Origin of the sequence: Pseudomonas onubensis (assembly GCF_965653655.1) — a bacterium.
Classification (GTDB): domain Bacteria; phylum Pseudomonadota; class Gammaproteobacteria; order Pseudomonadales; family Pseudomonadaceae; genus Aquipseudomonas.
Genome location: NZ_CBFHAZ010000021.1, coordinates 1 through 18,604, shown reverse-complemented (window position 1 = coordinate 18,604; position 18,604 = coordinate 1). Strand labels below are relative to the sequence as shown.

Here is an 18,604-nt window from a genome sequence, read left to right as displayed (position 1 = left end):
GAGGGCCTATAGCTCAGTTGGTTAGAGCAGAGGACTCATAATCCTTTGGTCGTAGGTTCGAGTCCTACTGGGCCCACCAAACAAGAAAGCCGCGCATTGCGCGGCTTTTTCGTGTCTGGAAGTCTGTAACATACCGCCTCACTGCCCTCGCACTGGAGCCCCACCCTTGCCCGCCCTCGACGAAATCGATCGCCAATTGATCGCTGCCTTGCAGATCAACGCACGCGAAAGCGTAGCCATGCTTGCCCGGCAGTTGGGGATTGCGCGCACCACGGTAACGTCGCGCCTGGCGCGTCTGGAGAAAACCCAGGTGATCACCGGTTATGGCGTGCGCCTCGGGCAGCGTGTGGTCGATGGGGGTTTGCAGGCGTATGTCGGCATTACCGTTCAGGCGCGCTCGGGCAAGGAAGTGTTGCGCCGGTTGAGCGCCATGGCGCAGGTGCAGCAGTTGTGTGCGGTGAGTGGCGAGTTCGACTACGTGGCTTGGCTGCGCACTGATTCGCCGGAGCAGTTGGACCAGTTGCTGGACCAGATCGGCAGCGTCGAGGGCGTGGAAAAAACCACCACGTCGATCATCCTCAGTAACAAATTGGACCGTGGCCAGCCAGTTTGACCAGCTACTTCGTCATTCTGACTAAAAACAATCCAATCCGACGACACATTGCGTCTTAATAACGAACGCTACGCTCCCTAAACTGGCTGCCATCTTTTCCTATACTCAACGGGCCGAATCCCGCCGAGTCATCAGTAAGGTCAGCCATGAGCATTCCGTCCAGCACCCTCAGCAAGACCAATCGCCATCCCGCCGACGGTAAAAAACCTATCACCATCTTCGGCCCGGATTTTCCGTTTGCCTTTGATGACTGGATTGAACACCCGGCCGGCCTGGGTAGCATTCCCGCCGCCAACCATGGTGCGGAAGTGGCAATTGTGGGGGCCGGGATCGCGGGGCTGGTGGCGGCCTACGAACTGATGAAGCTGGGCCTCAAGCCGGTGGTGTATGAAGCCTCGAAGATGGGCGGGCGCTTGCGTTCCCAGGCCTTTGAAGGCGCCGAAGGCATCATCGCCGAGCTGGGCGGCATGCGCTTTCCGGTGTCGTCCACCGCGTTCTACCACTATGTGGACAAGCTGGGCCTGGAGACCAAGCCTTTTCCTAACCCACTGACGCCGGCTTCCGGCAGCACAGTGGTCGACCTCGAAGGCCAGACCCACTACGCGCAGAAACTCTCGGACCTGCCGGTACTGTTCCAGGAAGTGGCCGATGCCTGGGCGGATGCGCTGGAGGCCGGCTCGCAGTTCGGTGATATCCAGCAAGCTATTCGCGACCGTGACGTGCCGCGCCTCAAGGCGCTGTGGAACAAGCTGGTACCGCTGTGGGACGACCGCACCTTCTATGACTTCGTCGCCACTTCCAAGGCGTTCGCCAAACTGTCGTTCGCGCACCGTGAAGTGTTTGGCCAGGTGGGTTTCGGCACGGGTGGCTGGGACTCGGATTTCCCCAACTCGATGCTGGAAATCTTCCGCGTGGTGATGACCAACTGCGACGATCACCAACACCTGGTGGTTGGCGGCGTAGCGCAAGTGCCCATGGGCATCTGGCGCCATGTGCCGGAGCGTTGCGCCCATTGGCCCGCCGGCACCAGCCTCAGCTCCTTGCATCGCGGTGCGCCACGGGCGGGGGTAAAACGCATTGCCCACGCTGCCGATGGCCGCTTTGCGGTGACCGACAACTACGGCGACACCCGCGAATACGCCGCCGTGCTGACCACCTGCCAAAGCTGGCTGCTGACCACTCAGATCGAATGCGACGAAACGCTGTTCTCGCAAAAGATGTGGATGGCGCTGGACCGCACGCGCTACATGCAGTCGTCGAAAACCTTCGTGATGGTCGACCGCCCATTCTGGAAGGACAAAGACCCGGAGACCGGCCGCGACCTGATGAGCATGACCCTCACCGACCGCCTCACGCGTGGCACCTATCTGTTCGACAACGGTGACGACAAGCCCGGCGTGATCTGCCTGTCGTATTCGTGGATGAGCGACGCGCTGAAGATGCTCCCGCAGCCCATCGACAAGCGCGTGAAGCTGGCCCTCGACGCGCTGAAAAAGATCTACCCGAAAGTCGATATCAAGGCGCGCATCATCGGCGACCCGATCACCGTGTCCTGGGAAGCCGATCCGCATTTCCTCGGCGCCTTCAAAGGCGCGTTGCCCGGCCACTATCGCTACAACCAGCGCATGTATGCGCACTTTATGCAGAAGGACATGCCCGCCGAACAGCGTGGGATCTTTATCGCCGGTGACGACGTATCCTGGACGCCTGCGTGGGTCGAGGGCGCGGTGCAAACCTCGCTGAACGCGGTGTGGGGCATCATGACCCACTTCGGCGGCAGCACTCACCCCGAAAACCCGGGCCCAGGTGATGTCTTTGACGAAATCGGCCCGATCGCCCTGGCCGATTAAGGAGTTGAGCATGCGCGTCGCCCTGTACCAATGCCCGCCGCTGCCGCTGGATGTGGCCGGTAACCTCAAGCGCCTGCATCAGTTGGCGCATGAAGCGACCGGCGCCGACGTGCTGGTGCTGCCGGAAATGTTCCTCAGCGGCTACAACATCGGTGCCGAAGCGGTGGGCGCACTCGCCGAAGCTCAGGATGGGCCATCGGCACAGGCGATTGCCGATCTGGCCAAAAGCGCCGGCTTGGCAATCCTCTACGGTTACCCGGAGCGGGCTGCGGACGGGCAAATCTACAACGCCGTGCAGTTGATCGATGCCCACGGCCAGCGCCTGTGCAACTACCGCAAGACTCATCTGTTTGGCGACCTGGACCACTCGATGTTCAGTGCCGGGGAAGATGACTTCCCGCTGGTGGAGCTTAACGGCTGGAAGCTCGGGTTTCTGATCTGCTACGACCTGGAGTTCCCGGAAAACACCCGTCGCCTGGCCCTGGCCGGTGCCGAGGTGATCCTGGTGCCGACAGCCAATATGGTGCCGTTCGACTTTGTTGCCGACGTGACCGTGCGGGCGCGGGCCTTTGAAAACCAATGCTATGTGGCCTACGCCAACTACTGTGGGCACGAAGGCGAGATTCAGTACTGCGGGCAGAGCAGTATTGCTGCACCCAATGGCCAGCGAATCGCCCAGGCGGGATTGGATGAAGCGTTGATCGTCGGTACGCTGGATCGCCAGTCGATCATGGATGCCCGCGCCGGCAACCACTACCTGCAAGACCGTCGCCCAGAGTTGTACGGCGCGCTGCACAAGCCCTGAGCCAGACGGTTTGTTAGCATAGGCACATTCTACGTTTCGGAAGTGCCCATGCCTGCGCCGGCCCACCCTCATTATCTTGACTTGACCTTGGCCAACGGCCTGCGGGTTTCCTTGCGCCATGCGCCACGCTTGAAGCGTTGCGCCGCGCTGTTGCGCGTGGCCGCCGGCAGCCATGACGTGCCATTGGCGTGGCCGGGCTTGGCGCATTTTCTTGAGCATTTGCTGTTTCTCGGCACCGCGCGCTTTCCCACAAGCGAAGGCTTGATGGCTTACGTGCAGCGCCAGGGCGGGCAGGTCAACGCCAGCACCCGCGAGCGCACCACGGACTTTTTCTTTGAGTTGCCAGAGCCAACTTTTGCCGGTGGACTCGAGCGCCTGGCGGATATGCTCACCCATCCGCGCCTGGCGATTGAAGATCAAGTGCGTGAACGCGAAGTGCTGCAGGCGGAGTTTGTGGCCTGGTCCCAGGATGCCAAGGCGCAGCAGCAGGTTGCGCTGCTGGAAGGCTTGGCGGCGGACCATCCGCTGCGCGGTTTTCATGCCGGTAACCGGGATAGTCTGCCGGTGGAGCGTGAGGCGTTTCAGCGGGCACTGCGGGAATTTCACCGCGAGTTCTATCAGAGCGGGCAGATGACGTTGAGGCTTGCCGGCCCGCAGTCACTGGAAGAGCTGCAAGCGTTGGCCCAGCGCTTCAGCGACGAATTGGCCCCAGGCCCGCTGCGCCCACAAACCGCACCGCCGGCATTGATGCCAGGCCACGCGCGGGGCTATCAACACGTCGCCGATAATCACCTGCACCACGTCATCACCTGCGGCGCTCCGCGCCAAGCACTGGAGTTTCTCTGCACCTGGCTCAACGCTGCGGCGCCGGGTGGTTTACTGGCTGAGCTGAAAGCACGAAAACTGGCCAGCGCAATGCAGGCGTCCGTGCTTTATGCGTTCGTCGGGCAAGCCGTGTTGGATATCGACTTTACCCTCACTACTCAAGACGATTCGGCTACGCAAATCGAAGCATTGCTGCACGACTGGCTGAGCTTTTTCGCACACAGCGATTGGGCATTTATGCGTGAAGAGTTCGCCTTGTTGAACGCTCGCCAGCAACAGATCCAAAGCGCACTGGCAGTGGTGCAAAATGAACGTGAAGACCTTTCGCAACAAGGCGCTGCCGCACTGAAAGCGCTGCTGGACTCGCTGCAACTCAAACCGTCCCAACACCCTTGGCAGTTGCCGCCCAGCAACCCGTTCCTGCGTCCATCTGCCAAAGAACAACACGCCGGGCTGATCCGTGGCCAGACCAGCGCCCACCGTGGCTTGCGCACCTTCGCCCAAGACCGCTCCCGAGGCCGGCGGGAGGTGTCGGCGCTGACATTCAGCCAGGCATTGGCGGATGACACCGATGAAGGCGCGCTGTATCTGCAATGGCGGTTTGATAACGCCGCGCCCGTGGGGTTGGAACATACGTTACAACCATTGCGCGAGAATGCCCGGCAGGCCGGTGTTGAGTTGTCTTTCGAAACGATCGGCAATGATTTCCTGGTGAAGATGGTCGGTCTTCACCAGCCCATGCCGGCTGTTCTGGACGTATTGGCGCAGAGCTTAAGCCAGCCACCAGAAGCAGCACCCGCCGCGACACCGATGATCGCCATCCGAGCGTTGCTCAAGGCGCTGCCCGCTTGCTGCTCTGATACTCGCTCTGGGCCCGCTTCATGGGCGACGGCTCGATGGCATGGGCTCGGCTTTGGATTACCGGCCGCTTGTGAAGCCGCGATCAAAATTGCCGCAGCGCGGCTACCGGGTCAGCCGACAAGTATTGAACGCACGCCGCAGCCCCTCGCCGGTCAGAAACTCTGGCACGAGGTGAAAACCGATTCCAACGAAGCTGCTCTACTGCTTTTTTGCCCCACGCCCACGCCTTCCCTGGCCGATGAAGCCGCCTGGCGACTGCTTGGGCATCTACTCCAAGGGCCTTTTTACCAGCGTCTGCGGGTTGAGCTACAAATCGGCTACGCGGTATTCAGCGGCATCCGACAGGTCAACGGGCAAACCGGGCTGCTATTTGGCGTGCAATCCCCCAGCATTTCACTGAGCGGGATCATCGATCACCTGCAAAGCTTTCTGAAGCAATTACCGGCGTTAATCGACAACAGCCTAGACCTGGGCAACCAGGCCTTGGCGCAGCAATTCAGTGCCCAGCAACTGCCGCTCAGCCAGGCCGCCGAGCTGCTGTGGCAGGCGCAGTTGGCGGGCCATCCGTCGGGTTACCTGGAGCTGCTACAAGAGTTGATACAAAACCGCACACGCGAGGATGTACTGCGCGCGGCCCAGCAACTCAACGACGCGACCGGCGGCTGGCGTTGCGTGGCCAACGGCCCGCGCATCAACGACGCCTGGCAGCCAGCCGCCTGATCGTTGCCAACCCTGCAACAGGCTTTTTCCGTCAAGACAGCGCTAACTTGAAAAGAATTGCGTAATATTCATGCGCAATATCTGAACATCTCCGATAGGAGGTGGACTATATGTATTACTTGGTAGTGAACGTCCCATCCCTTGGTAGGAGTATGAATATGACCTGGTCCAAACCCGCTTACACTGATCTGCGTATCGGTTTCGAAGTCACCATGTACTTCGCCAGCCGTTGATTGGCTGAGTAATACAACGCCTCGGTTCGCCCGGGGCGTTTTTGTTTTGAGCTTTGCGTGATGGAGCAATCATGTTTGTCCAGATTCTAGGTTCCGCCGCCGGCGGGGGCTTCCCGCAGTGGAACTGCAACTGCGTGAACTGCGCAGGCTTTCGCGACGGCAGCCTGCGCGCCCAGGCGCGTACCCAATCGTCCATCGCGATCTCCGACGATGGCGTGAACTGGGTGCTGTGCAATGCTTCGCCGGATATCCGTGCGCAACTGCAAGGCTTTGCGCCCATGCAACCCGGCCGTGCCCTGCGCGATACCGGCATCAGCGCAATCATCCTGATGGACAGCCAGATCGACCACACCACCGGCCTCTTGAGCCTGCGCGAAGGCTGCCCGCATCAGGTGTGGTGCACCGACATGGTCCATGAAGACCTCAGCACCGGTTTCCCGCTGTTCACCATGTTGACCCACTGGAACGGCGGCCTGGCCTGGAACCGTATCGAGCTGGACGCCAGTTTCACGATCCCGGCCTGCCCGAACCTGCGCTTCACCCCGCTGCCCCTGCGCAGCGCTGCGCCGCCCTACTCGCCGCACCGTTTTGACCCGCACCCAGGCGATAACATCGGCCTGATCGTCGAAGACCTGCGCACTGGCGGCAAACTGTTCTACGCGCCGGGCCTGGGCAAAGTCGATGCGCCGCTGCTGGAAATCATGGCCGGCAGCGACTGCCTGCTGGTGGACGGCACGATGTGGGACGACGATGAAATGCAGCGCCGTGGCGTCGGCACCCGCACCGGCCGCGAGATGGGCCACCTGGCGCAAAACGGCCCCGGCGGCATGCTCGAAGTACTGGAGCAGCTACCTGAGCAGCGCAAGGTGCTTATCCACATCAACAACACCAACCCGATACTCGATGAAGACTCTCCAGAGCGCGCCGAGCTGGTGCGGCGCAATGTCGAAGTGGCTTACGACGGCATGAGCATTGAATTGTAGGAGCAGACGAAGTGACTGACACACCGTTGACCACCGCCGAATTCGAAGCCGCCCTGCGGGCTAAAGGCGCCTTCTACCATATCCATCACCCGTATCACGTGGCGATGTACGAAGGCCGCGCCACTCGCGAGCAGATCCAGGGCTGGGTCGCCAACCGTTTCTATTATCAGGTGAACATCCCGCTCAAAGACGCGGCAATCCTGGCCAACTGCCCGGACCGTGAGATCCGCCGCGAGTGGATCCAGCGCCTGCTCGACCACGACGGCGCGCCCGGTGAAGACGGCGGTATCGAAGCCTGGCTGCGCCTGGGCCAGGCCGTCGGCCTTGACCCCGACCAGTTGCGCTCCCAGGAACTGGTGCTGCCCGGTGTGCGTTTTGCGGTGGATGCCTACGTCAACTTTGCCCGCCGCGCCAGCTGGCAGGAAGCCGCCAGCAGCTCGCTGACCGAACTGTTTGCGCCGCAGATCCACCAGTCGCGCCTCGATAGCTGGCCGCAGCACTACCCGTGGATCGACCCGGCCGGTTATGAGTATTTCCGCACCCGCCTGGGCCAGGCGCGTCGCGACGTTGAGCATGGTTTGGCGATCACGCTGCAGCACTACACCACTCGCGAAGGCCAGGAACGCATGCTGGAAATCCTGCAGTTCAAACTCGACATCCTGTGGAGCATGCTGGATGCCATGAGCATGGCCTACGAACTCAAACGCCCGCCGTATCACAGTGTGACCGAGCAGCGGGTCTGGCATAAAGGGATCACCCTATGAGCTTTGATCGCAGCAGAAAACCAACCTGGCGCCAGGGCTATCGTTTCCAGTACGAGCCCGCACAAAAGGGCCACGTGTTGCTCTACCCCGAAGGCATGATCAAGCTCAACGACAGCGCCGCATTGATTGGTGGCTTGATCGACGGCGAACGCGACGTGGCCGCCATCATCGCCGAGCTGGATAAGCAATTCCCCGGCGTGCCTGAGCTCGGTCAAGACATCGAGCAATTCATGGAGGTCGCCCGTGCTGAGCACTGGATCGAACTTGCCTGAAAAGCCACCGATCGGCCTGCCACTGTGGTTGCTCGCCGAACTGACTTATCGCTGCCCGTTGCAGTGCCCGTATTGCTCCAACCCGCTGGATTTTGCCGAGCAGGGTAAAGAGCTGAGCACTGAGCAGTGGATCAAAGTGTTTCGCGAAGCCCGGGAAATGGGCGCCGCACAACTGGGGTTTTCCGGCGGTGAACCTCTGGTGCGCCAGGACCTTGCCGAACTGATCGCCGAGGCGCGCAAGCTGGGTTTTTACACCAACCTGATCACCTCTGGCATCGGCCTCACCGAGCAGAAGATCAGTGACTTCAAGAAGGCGGGCCTGGACCATATCCAGATCAGTTTTCAGGCCAGCGATGAGCAGGTAAACAACCTGCTCGCCGGCTCGAAAAAAGCCTTCGCACAAAAGCTGGAAATGGCCCGCGCGGTGAAGGCGCACGGCTACCCGATGGTGCTGAATTTCGTTACTCATCGGCACAATATCGACAAGATCGACCGCATTATCGAGCTGTGCATCGCACTGGAGGCGGACTTCGTCGAACTTGCCACCTGCCAGTTCTACGGCTGGGCGCAGCTCAATCGTGTGGGCTTGTTGCCGACCCAGGAACAGCTGGTTCGCGCCGAACGCATCACCAACGAATACCGCGCCAAGCTCGAAGCCGAAGGCCATCCGTGCAAGCTCATTTTCGTGACGCCGGATTACTACGAGGAACGTCCAAAAGCCTGCATGAATGGCTGGGGCAGTATCTTTCTGACAGTCACACCAGACGGCACCGCCCTGCCCTGTCACGGAGCCCGACAGATGCCGGTGCAATTTCCGAATGTGCGCGACCACAGCATGCAACACATCTGGTACGACTCGTTTGGCTTCAACCGCTTTCGCGGCTACGACTGGATGCCCGAGCCATGCCGTTCATGCGATGAAAAGGAAAAGGACTTTGGCGGCTGCCGGTGCCAGGCGTTCATGCTCACAGGCGATGCGAGCAATGCCGACCCGGTGTGCAGCAAGTCCGAGCAGCACGGCATCATCCTCAAGGCGCGGGAAGAAGCCGAACATGCCACCCAGACCATCGAGCAGTTGGCCTTTCGCAACGAGCGCAACTCACGGCTCATTGCAAAAGGTTGACGGCCTCAGCGCTTGGCGATGATGTACACCGCGTGGATGATGCCGGGGAAGTAACCGCACAGGGTCAGCAGGATATTCAGCCAGAACGCGCCGCCGAAACCCACTTGCAGGAACACACCCAGTGGCGGCAGCAGGATAGCGATGATGATACGAATGATGTCCATGGGTCAGCTCCGAAAAATCGGCTCGTGTGAGCCGTGTAGCTAATCGACCGTGGGCGTTCGTGAGGGTTCAGTGGGATCTGGCATTGGGCCATCCTGAAGTGAGCAGACAAAAAAACGCCCCCAGCCAAAAGAATCAGGCTGGAGGCGCCGCGTATGCCGCGAGACGGTTCAGGATATGAGGTTAAACAGCGATGCCCTTGCGGCATTGCAGTTGTGCGGTGCGCACGCGGGAGAAGGCGCGCGCCAGGCGCAGGAGCATTTCGTCGATATGGCTTTTGCTGATGTTCAAGGCAGGGGTAAAACGCAAGCAGTCAGGCTGCGCGGCCGTGAGGATCAAGCCTTCGTGCAGCGCAGCCTTTACCACCGCCTCTGCGCAATCGTCCGACAGCGTCAGGCCCCACATCAGCCCGTTGCCGCGTAATTGCCCATGGTCATAACGGTAGGCCAAACGGGCAAGCCCTTCTCCCAAGTACAAGCCGGCTTCGCGGACCTGCTCGAGAAAGCCACTTTCCAGCACAGCGTCGAGTACCGCGACACCCGCCGACGCCATCAGCGCATTGCCGTGATGCGTACCTTCCAGCTCGCCCACTTCAAAACAGCAGGCCTTGCCCCGCGCCAGCAGCGCGGCCAGCGGCACACCGCCGCCCAGGCCCTTGCCGAGCGTGATGATGTCTGCGCGCACGCCGTACTGTTCTTCAGCGAGCAATGTCCCGCAGCGGCCAATGCCGGTTTGCACTTCGTCAAGAATCAGCAGAATACCCAGCTCGCGGCACAGGCGTTCAACGCCTTTGAGGTAATGCTCAGTCGCAGGAATCACCCCGGCTGCGCCTTGGATCGGCTCCAGCATGATCGCGACTGTTTGCGCATCGACGGCGGCGTGCAAGGCCGGCAGGTCGTTGAAAGGCACGTGGCTGAAGCCTGGCAATTGCGGCTCGAAACGATTGTTACCAGCACCCGCCGACGCGGCCATGCTGGCGAAACTACGACCATGGCAACCGCCGCTGGCCGTGATGATGTGATGGGCACCGCCGCGATGCAGTTGGCCCCACTTGCGCGCCAGCTTGATCGCTGCCTCACAGGCTTCAGACCCGCTGTTGAGCAAGTAAGCCTGGTCGCTGCCGGTGCGATGGCACAGACGGTCGACCAAATTGAGTTGCGCCCGGTTGTACAGGCCAACGCCGGGGTTGATCAACGTTTGCATCTGCTCAGCCAAAGCCGTGAGCACGACCTGCGAGCTGTGGCCGAAGCTATTGGCGGCGCCGCCCTGGTTGAAGTCCAGATAGGCACGATCATCGCTGTCCGAAAGCCACGAGCCTTGGCCCCGCACGAAGACTTGGGCCGGGCGCGCCACAGTGGGCATCAGGCATTCGCTGGAGAGATCATCACGCGGTATATCGAGAACCAGATCGTCCAGGCTCGGTGCAGGTCGACGGAACAAATTCACAATTTACCCCCGATAGCAACCGGACCTTGGTCGACAGGCCCAGCAGACCTTGACGCGGAGTGTTTTGCCTTGCCTATGTAAACGCCATCAACATAAACGCTATTCATTGCCCGATCCGGCCCTGTAAGCCCTGCGAATAGGCGCTAGACTAGGCGTCCGAGGGGCCATCGGCCATTTCGATTTTCCAGCTTTTTCGATAAGTAAGTCTTATGGATTTCAAGCAACTGCGTTATTTCGTCGCGGTGTATGAGGAAGGCCACGTGGGCCGAGCCGCCGAGCGCCTGTCGATCTCACAACCGGCCTTGTCGCAACAGATCCGCCAGCTGGAACAGAACCTGGATGTGAGCCTGTTCGAGCGCAGCAGCAAGCGCCTGTTGCCCACACTGGCGGCACACACCTTATATAACCACGCCTTGCCGCTGATCGATGGCATGCAGCAAGCCGTCGAGGCGTTGCGCAACTTCAAGGGTCAGGCGATGCGCACCCTGGCCATTGGCGTGCTGCAAACTGTGCACACCAGCCTGGTCCCGCAGATGCTCGAGCGCGTGCGCAAAGCCCAACCGCATCTGGTGGTGCAGATCTATGAATTGACTGGGCTTGAGATTGAGCGGCGTTTGCTCAACGGCTCGTTGGATATCGGCATCAGCTACCTGCCACCCCGGCAGCCGGGGTTGACTGGCGTGTTGCTGTACGAAGATGAACTGAAGGTCGTCATCCCTGAAGACCATCCACTGCGGGAATTCAAGAAAGTCTCGCTGAAGCAGGCGGCGGAGTTGCCGATGCTGCTGTTGGGGGAAGAGTTTCAGGTGCGCCAGATCTGGCAAGGCCAGTTATCCAACCTGGGGCGACGGCCTCAGGTGCAGGCGGAGTTGAATACCATGGCAGGGATTCTCGACAGCTTGCCCCATACCCAGCTCGCCACGGTATTGCCGGGGCGCTCCCAGGATGAGCACAACAGCAAGGCGCTGCTGTGGAAGCCCTTGAGCGAACCCAGGGTGCCGCTGAAAGTAGGGTTGGTCTGCCGCGACGTGCAGCGCCAGCAAGCGACGGTGGCGCTGTTGCGCACCTTGCTGGAAGACGTGATGAATGCCCCGTCGGCAAGCGCCTGACTTTTTCGCGGGCAAAAGAAAACCCCGCCGAAGCGGGGCTTTGCAGACTGTTTCCCTGACATCCATTTCACTCCGCCATCCTGGCAGAATCCTACGTGTCCCTGTTGTTGCTTTGCGCTTCCTGCGCGACGTCCATGTGAAGTAGATTATCCGTGGATCCAATTTGGCGATAGAGGACGAATAGCAGCACGTCATGTAAGAGAATGCTTACACGCCCTCCAAGCCCTTAAAACAGTGCTTCATCCAGCAAAAACAATGATTCGCTACCGGCTTTTACCGACGCACTCAGCGAATGAATACGCGGCAGCAGGCGGGCAAAGTAGAAACGCGCGGTGCCCAGCTTGCTGGCATAGAAGTCTTCTTGCGCTTCTTTGCCCAGCGCGGCCTTGGCCATGCGCGCCCACATATAGGCATAGGCCATGTAGCCAAAGGCGTGCAGGTACTCAACCGAAGCCGCACCGATTTCATTCGGGTTGGTCTTGGCGCGGTCCAGTACCCAGGCGGTCAACTCATCGAGGTTATCCACGGCTGCGCTGAGCGGTCGGGTGAACTCACCGAGTTCTGCGCCTGAAGCAGCGATGAACTGGCGGATCTCGTCGGCAAACAGGGTGTAGAACGCCCCGCCGCTGCCAACGATCTTGCGCCCCATCAAGTCCAGCGCCTGAATGCCGTTGGTGCCTTCGTAGATCTGCGTGATGCGCACATCACGCACCAACTGCTCCTGGCCCCACTCGCGGATGTAACCGTGGCCGCCGAAGATCTGCTGGCCGAGCACGGTGGTTTCCAGGCCAAGGTCGCTGAGGAAGGCTTTGGCAACAGGGGTCAGCAGCGCCACCAGGTTGTCCGCACGTTCGCGGGCGGCGGCGTCTTCACTGAACTTGGCGATGTCCAATTGCGTGGCCACGTAGGTGGAGAACGCGCGACCGCCTTCGTTCGACGCTTTCATGGTCAGCAACATGCGGCGCACATCCGGGTGCACGATGATCGGGTCGGCCACTTTGTCCTTGGCCTGGGCACCGGTCGGCGAACGGCTTTGCAGACGATCGCGCGCATATTCAATTGCGTTCTGGTAGGAGCGCTCACCCGACGCCAGGCCCTGGATACCCACGCCCAAACGCTCGTAGTTCATCATGGTGAACATCGCCGCCAAGCCACGGTTCGGCTCGCCCACCAGGTAACCCACGGCTGCATCGAAGTTCATCACGCAGGTCGCGGATGCCTGAATACCCATCTTGTGCTCGATCGAGCCACAGCTCACCGGGTTGCGCGCGCCCAGGCTGCCGTCGGCATTGACCATGAACTTCGGCACCAGGAACAGCGAGATACCCTTTGGCCCTGCCGGCGCATCCGGCAACTTGGCCAGCACCAGGTGGATGATGTTGTCGGTGAGGTCATGCTCGCCGCCGGTGATAAAGATCTTGGTGCCACTGATGGTGTAGGACCCGTCCGCCTGCGGCTCGGCCTTGGTGCGGATCATTCCCAGGTCGGTGCCGGCATGCGCTTCGGTCAGGCACATGGAACCGGCCCACTCACCCGAGTACATTTTCGGCAGGTAGGTGGCCTTGAGCTCTTCGCTGGCGTGGGTGTTGATGGAAACGCAGGCGCCGGAGGTCAGCATCGGATACAGGCCAAACGCCAGGCTCGACGAGTTGATCATCTCTTCAACCTGGGCCGAAACTGCCTTGGGCATGCCCATGCCGCCGAAGATCGGGTCGCCGCCTACGCCCACCCAGCCACCTTCGGCGTAGGTCTTGTAAGCCTGTGGGAAACCATCCGGCGTGCTGACAGCAGTGTCCGCCCAACGGCAACCTTGCTCGTCGCCATTACGGCTGAGCGGCGCGATGGATTTGGCCGTGACCTTGCCGGCTTCCTCAAGGATCGCCTCAACGGTTTCGGCATCTACGGTGTCTGCCAATGCCGGCAATTGGGCCCAGGTGTTGGCGACCTCAAAAACTTCGTTGAGGACGAAGCGCATATCACGCAGCGGCGCTTTGTAATCAGCCATGGCAAACCTCGTGAGAACATGAAAAGTGATTCGATAGGATCGGTTTTACAGGCTCCGAGTGTACCCGAACAACATTTGAGACACATAGGGTCTGTTAGTGACCAAACAGTATTTATAAGTCACACAAAGAGCCCGCTCCCACATTTGACCAGCGGTGAATCAGGCACCTTTACAGCGCAAACAACTGCGCCGGCAAACTCATCAGGCACTCACTGCCCGCCTCCACAGCGGCGCGGTGCGTTGCGGTACGTGGCAACAGGCGCTTGAAGTAAAAATCGCAGGTGGCCAATTTGGCCTGGGCGAACTCTGCGTCGTCCTGTGACTGCGCCGCAATCGCCATGCGCAACCAAAGGTACGCCAGAATGATGTAACCGCTGTACATCAAGTAATCCAGCGCCGCCGCGCCCACTTCATCCGGGTTTTTCATGGCGGCCATGCCGACCTTCATCGTCAACTCGCCCCATTGCTGGTTCAGTTGGTTGAGCTGCTCCACCTGGGCCTTGAGCTGCGGATGCTCGGCATTTGCCGCGCAGAACTTATGCACAAGCTTGGTAAACCCACGCAGCAACTTGCCCTGGCTGCCCAGTACCTTACGGCCCAGCAAGTCGAGCGCCTGAATGCCATTGGTGCCTTCATAGATCGGCGCAATCCGCGCATCACGCGCCAGTTGCTCCATGCCCCATTCGCGAATGTAGCCATGGCCACCGAACACCTGCATACCGTGGTTGGTCACCTCCAGCCCGGTTTCGGTCATAAAGGCTTTGCAGATAGGTGTGAGGAACGCCAACAGATCTTCGGCCTCCTGGCGTTGGGCGGCGTCACTGCTCAAGTGCGCGGTGTCGAGCAATTGCGCGGTGAAGTAGGTCAGCGCCCGATTGCCTTCGTTGAAGGCCTTCATGGTCAGCAACATGCGCCGCACGTCGGCGTGCACGATGATCGGGTCGGCGGCTTTATCCGGGGCCTTGGCGCCGGTCAGCGAGCGCATTTGCAGGCGGTCGTTGGCGTATTTGATCGCACCCTGGAAGCTTGCCTCGCCATTGCACAAACCCTGCATGCCAGTGCCCAGGCGTGCGTGGTTCATCATGGTGAACATGCAGTTCAAGCCTTTGTTCGCCTCGCCAATCAAAAAGCCCTTGGCGCCGTCGAAGTTCAACACGCAGGTGGCCGAGGCCTTGATGCCCATCTTGTGCTCGATAGAGCCGCAGTGCACCGCGTTGCGCTCGCCTGAATCGGCGTGGAACTTGGGCACGATAAACAACGAGATACCTTTGGTGCCCGCCGGAGCGTCCGGCAGTTTGGCCAGCACCAAGTGAATGATATTGGCGCTCATGTCGTGTTCGCCGGCCGAGATGAAGATCTTGCTGCCGGTGATCGCGTAACTGCCATCCGCCTGGGGCACGGCGCGGGTCTTGATCAGGCCCAGGTCGGTGCCGCAATGGGCTTCGGTGAGGCACATGGTGCCGGTCCATTCGCCGGCGGTGAGTTTGCTCAGGAACGTAGCTTTCTGCTCCTCGGTGCCGTGGGCGTGGATCGCCGACATGGCGCCGTGGGTGAGGCCCGGGTACATGCCCCAGGAGGTGTTGCTGGAGCCGATCATCTCGCTGAGCACCAGGCCCAGGGACAGCGGCAAGCCCTGGCCGCCATAGGCCGGGTCCGCCGCCACGCCATGCCAGCCGCCTTCCACGTACTGGGCGAAGGCTTGCTTGAAGCCCTTGGGCGTAGTGACCACGCCGTTGTCGAAGTGGCAACCCTCTTCATCGCCAATGCGATTAAGCGGCGACAACACGTTTTCGCAGAATTTGGCGCCTTCTTCGAGGATCGCGCTGACCATATCCGGGCTTGCGTCGGTGGCGCCCAGCGCGGCGTAATGGCCGTGAAAATCAAACACGTTGTCGATCAGAAAGCGCATATCGCGCAGGGGAGCTTTGTAGTCAGGCATGGCAATGTCTCCGGCAGCAGATACCTTCAACCTACTGCCGGCCACCGCCCCGAACAATCACTGTAGAACCGCTGAATACACCGCCATCACTCAACCGGCAGCGCTCTCCATGCGCACCGCGCCACGGCGGTTCTGGCCAGACGCGACCACGCAGTTACGCCCGGCGCCCTTGGCGGCGTAGAGCGCCTGGTCGGCGGACTTGAGCACTTCTTCGGGCGTGCGCTGTTCGGCCTGGCGCTCGGCCACGCCGATGCTGACCGTCACCGACACACTCGAGGCGCCACTGCCCGCCCGGCGTTGGCGGCCCTGTTGGTCGTCGTGGGGGCGGTCCGGGTTGCGCAGCTTGATGTCGTAGTTGGCGATGATCTCGCGGATCTCTTCCAGGTGCGGCATGCACTCGTCCAACGTCTTGCCGGCGAACACCACGGCAAACTCTTCCCCGCCATAGCGATAGGCACGCCCGCCGCCATTGACCTTCGACAGCTTGCTGGCCACCAGCCGCAGCACCTGGTCACCGACATCGTGGCCGTGGGTGTCGTTGAAGCGCTTGAAGTGATCGACGTCACTCATCGCCAGTACGTAATTGCGCCCCAGCCGTTGCATGCGCTCATTGAGCGCGCGCCGCCCCGGCAGGCCGGTGAGTTCATCGCGAAAGGCCATCTGATAAGCCTCGTGTGCCACACCCGCGGCAATCATCAGCATTACCTGGCTGCACATGATGTTCAGGGTGAACGGCAGGATGAAGGTTTGCGGCAACATCCAGAACAACCCCAGCAAACCCACCAGTTGCGCCGCGTGCAAGGGCCGCGGCTGATACCAGTACTGCGCCGCCAGGGTGACAAAGCCAATCAGGAACATCGGGTACGACAGCTGGATCAGGCTCATCCAACTGCCATGCAGCGCCGGCCAGCGAATCTCCGCCAGCCAGCTCAGCAAGGCCTGGGGAAAACTCTGTTCAAGCGCCAGTGCCACGCTGCCGAACGCAAAGAGCACGGCGCAGCGCGCCACGAAGTCGCGGAACAGGTGGGTTTTCTCCTGCCACAACGCGTAAATGCTGAACAACAACGGCAACAGCAAGCAACACAGATGGAACACCACGGCGGCGTCTTCGCGAACGCGCCCGTTGTCGCGGTAGTAATCGGTCTGGGTGTCGAGCAGGAAGTAAACGACGTACACCGTGATCATCAAAAACAGTTCACGCTGACGCCGATACACCGCGCAATAGGCTCCGCCGAGCAACAGCACCAAGGTCGGCAGCACATTGAACAGCGAGGTGAAAAACACGTTGAGGTCTTTGATATACGCAGCCGAGAGCCCGGCCAGCAACAGCAGCAACGAAGGAAGAAAATGACTGAAACGTACAGCGGACACGCGTGACAAGGGTAAAGCTCCGACCCGCTCAGAAAGATGGCACAGTGCCTTCACTGAGCACAGTTAAGCACATTCAATGTGACCTGTATCACATTGCCATCACTGTAACGGCAGCCAAAGGCAATCCCTGAGTGCTGTGCTGTGTTTTTTATCGCGCATAGAGTAGGAGGCGGATTCACATCCGCCGTCCTCTCACACCACCGTACGTACGGTTCCGTATACGGCGGTTCAGGTTATGCGATTAAGCCGGTTTATCGTATCCAGTATTGAGACCAGTCCGAGGCTGTCCCACAGTTTCTTCGGCAGCGCCTGATTCATGTGTGACGCTCCCGAGTTCCACCATGGGCCTCGACCGTTAAAGGCAGATTTACAGGCGCGATCTTCAGTGAGCCCCAAGCGTATTAGGTTACGCGCCCTCGTGGAGGGCCGTTTCCATTGGCGCCACAGGACACACCGAAGTTTATGCCGCACCCAGCCGTCCAACTTTTCGAGGGCCCTTTTGCCCTGACTCAGCTTGAAGTAGCCCGCCCAACCGCGCAAAACAGGGTTTATTCGCTCGATAGTCCTGACCATCTTGCAACCCCGCGCTCCGCGCAGAAGAACTCTGAGTCGATCACGCAAGCGGCCCAGGCTCATCGTTGCCACTCTTAGCCTCGGCTGTTGATGCCAGCTCATCCCGTAACCCAGGTAATCGCAACCCCATGGCCGTGCCACGTGGCTCTTTTCCCGGTTCCGCGTTCGTCCACGTCACAGACGTCGCCGATGTTTGCGCCCTGTCAGCCGTCATCCTCGGGTACCGTCCGGGACTTGGGATAACAGTTTTCTCTTGGAGAATATTCTGCGTTTCAACATTCAGCGAGACTCTGACGCCTACTGGCGGCATAACCTGTTCGGCCCTTGGTGGCGTGGTTTTTTTTTCGCCACTTACTACGGCCTCGGCTGACTTCTGCAGGCTCATCCCGTCGCCTCTCGACGCCGGTAGCACAGTGGCAAACCTACAGATCTCCCAGGGTAATTCGCGCGACCTTCCTGCTTATGCCTGTCGGATATACGTCGTAGCATTCCGTGCAAGTATTGGGCTTTAACGATTTATGCCGTCTTACCCCGCTACGCCGCCTCTATCCGCTTCCTGTTCGTCAGGCCAGCATTTTGCCTCGGGCTTCCTTCAGATTCGCAGTCACCCGCGACACCCTTGCCTCTGGCTAACACTTCCCCTTGCCGGGTGTGTAGAGGACTTTCACCTCCAAGTCACCAGCGAGGCCACCACAGCCAAGCTGGTTGCGCTTCGCGCAACGCGCCATGCCTGGCGCACATAGAGTAGGAGGCGGATTCACATCCGCCGTCCTCTCACACCACCGTACGTACGGTTCCGTATACGGCGGTTCAGGTTATGCGATTAAGCCGGTTTATCGTATCCAGTATTGAGACCAGTCCGAGGCTGTCCCACAGTTTCTTCGGCAGCGCCTGATTCATGTGTGACGCTCCCGAGTTCCACCATGGGCCTCGACCGTTAAAGGCAGATT

15 protein-coding genes, 1 tRNA gene and 2 pseudogenes are annotated in these 18,604 nt (G+C 60.3%); 11 read left to right on the top strand and 7 right to left on the bottom strand.

The genetic code is table 11. From position 1 onward, the window contains the following. The first annotated feature begins 2 nt into the window (after positions 1-2). From ACTD9P_RS09845 to pqqE, 10 genes are all read left to right on the top strand, one after another. A tRNA-Ile gene (locus ACTD9P_RS09845) sits at positions 3-79 on the top strand. An 87-nt stretch (positions 80-166) separates the two neighbouring features. Then, positions 167-613: an Lrp/AsnC family transcriptional regulator gene (locus ACTD9P_RS09840; protein WP_058420501.1), complete on the top strand. Its 447-nt coding sequence runs from the start codon at positions 167-169 to the stop codon at positions 611-613. A gap of 146 nt (positions 614-759) precedes the next feature. Then, on the top strand, positions 760-2,463 hold the full coding sequence (locus tag ACTD9P_RS09835; RefSeq protein ID WP_438867577.1) for a flavin monoamine oxidase family protein: 1,704 nt from the start codon (positions 760-762) through the stop codon (positions 2,461-2,463). Between the two features lie 10 nt (positions 2,464-2,473). Next, positions 2,474-3,268 carry a carbon-nitrogen hydrolase family protein gene (locus tag ACTD9P_RS09830; RefSeq protein WP_438867576.1) on the top strand — a complete coding sequence of 265 codons (795 nt, stop codon included), beginning with the start codon at positions 2,474-2,476 and terminating at the stop codon, positions 3,266-3,268. 48 nt (positions 3,269-3,316) lie between these two features. Next, entirely contained in the window at positions 3,317-5,674 is a 2,358-nt protein-coding gene (gene pqqF / locus ACTD9P_RS09825; RefSeq protein WP_438867575.1) for a pyrroloquinoline quinone biosynthesis protein PqqF, read from the top strand. A gap of 158 nt (positions 5,675-5,832) precedes the next feature. Next, positions 5,833-5,907, top strand: coding sequence for a pyrroloquinoline quinone precursor peptide PqqA (gene pqqA, locus ACTD9P_RS09820; protein WP_003194766.1), 75 nt, complete (start codon positions 5,833-5,835; stop codon positions 5,905-5,907). 71 nt (positions 5,908-5,978) lie between these two features. Next, the gene (gene pqqB, locus ACTD9P_RS09815) at positions 5,979-6,890 is read left to right on the top strand and encodes a pyrroloquinoline quinone biosynthesis protein PqqB (RefSeq protein ID WP_032883902.1); all 912 of its coding nucleotides are present in this window, start codon (positions 5,979-5,981) and stop codon (positions 6,888-6,890) included. Positions 6,891-6,901: 11 nt separating this feature from the next. Next, on the top strand, positions 6,902-7,654 hold the full coding sequence (pqqC, locus tag ACTD9P_RS09810; RefSeq protein WP_017138042.1) for a pyrroloquinoline-quinone synthase PqqC: 753 nt from the start codon (positions 6,902-6,904) through the stop codon (positions 7,652-7,654). Continuing rightward, complete coding sequence (gene pqqD / locus ACTD9P_RS09805; RefSeq protein WP_438867573.1) at positions 7,651-7,926, top strand: pyrroloquinoline quinone biosynthesis peptide chaperone PqqD; 276 nt, start codon at positions 7,651-7,653, stop codon at positions 7,924-7,926. The genes pqqC and pqqD overlap by 4 nt, the downstream gene beginning before the upstream one ends. After that, a complete protein-coding gene (gene pqqE / locus ACTD9P_RS09800) occupies positions 7,919-9,049 on the top strand; it encodes a pyrroloquinoline quinone biosynthesis protein PqqE (RefSeq protein WP_017138040.1) in 1,131 nt (376 codons plus the stop codon). Before pqqD ends, pqqE begins: the two co-directional genes overlap by 8 nt. A gap of 5 nt (positions 9,050-9,054) precedes the next feature. Here pqqE and ACTD9P_RS09795 read toward each other — a convergent pair whose 3' ends face one another. Both ACTD9P_RS09795 and ACTD9P_RS09790 read right to left on the bottom strand, forming a co-directional pair. After that, entirely contained in the window at positions 9,055-9,213 is a 159-nt protein-coding gene (locus tag ACTD9P_RS09795) for a YqaE/Pmp3 family membrane protein (protein WP_003194776.1), read from the bottom strand. Between the two features lie 181 nt (positions 9,214-9,394). Then, positions 9,395-10,657 carry an aspartate aminotransferase family protein gene (locus tag ACTD9P_RS09790; protein WP_438867572.1) on the bottom strand — a complete coding sequence of 421 codons (1,263 nt, stop codon included), beginning with the start codon at positions 10,655-10,657 and terminating at the stop codon, positions 9,395-9,397. 209 nt (positions 10,658-10,866) lie between these two features. On the opposite strand from ACTD9P_RS09790, the gene ACTD9P_RS09785 reads away from it, so the two are divergent. Continuing rightward, positions 10,867-11,766, top strand: a complete 900-nt coding sequence (locus ACTD9P_RS09785) for a LysR family transcriptional regulator (protein ID WP_138813587.1) — start codon at positions 10,867-10,869, stop codon at positions 11,764-11,766. A 226-nt stretch (positions 11,767-11,992) separates the two neighbouring features. Here ACTD9P_RS09785 and ACTD9P_RS09780 read toward each other — a convergent pair whose 3' ends face one another. The 5 genes and pseudogenes from ACTD9P_RS09780 to ACTD9P_RS09760 all read right to left on the bottom strand — a co-directional run. Next, entirely contained in the window at positions 11,993-13,771 is a 1,779-nt protein-coding gene (locus ACTD9P_RS09780; RefSeq protein WP_438867571.1) for an acyl-CoA dehydrogenase C-terminal domain-containing protein, read from the bottom strand. Positions 13,772-13,940: 169 nt separating this feature from the next. Further along, on the bottom strand, positions 13,941-15,710 hold the full coding sequence (locus ACTD9P_RS09775; RefSeq protein ID WP_438867570.1) for an acyl-CoA dehydrogenase C-terminal domain-containing protein: 1,770 nt from the start codon (positions 15,708-15,710) through the stop codon (positions 13,941-13,943). 90 nt (positions 15,711-15,800) lie between these two features. Then, the gene (locus ACTD9P_RS09770; RefSeq protein WP_438867569.1) at positions 15,801-17,090 is read right to left on the bottom strand and encodes a GGDEF domain-containing protein; all 1,290 of its coding nucleotides are present in this window, start codon (positions 17,088-17,090) and stop codon (positions 15,801-15,803) included. A 219-nt stretch (positions 17,091-17,309) separates the two neighbouring features. Next, a pseudogene (locus ACTD9P_RS09765) lies at positions 17,310-17,819 on the bottom strand (group II intron maturase-specific domain-containing protein); the annotation flags it as partial. A 645-nt stretch (positions 17,820-18,464) separates the two neighbouring features. Further along, positions 18,465-18,604 (bottom strand): annotated as a pseudogene (locus tag ACTD9P_RS09760) (group II intron reverse transcriptase/maturase); the annotation flags it as partial.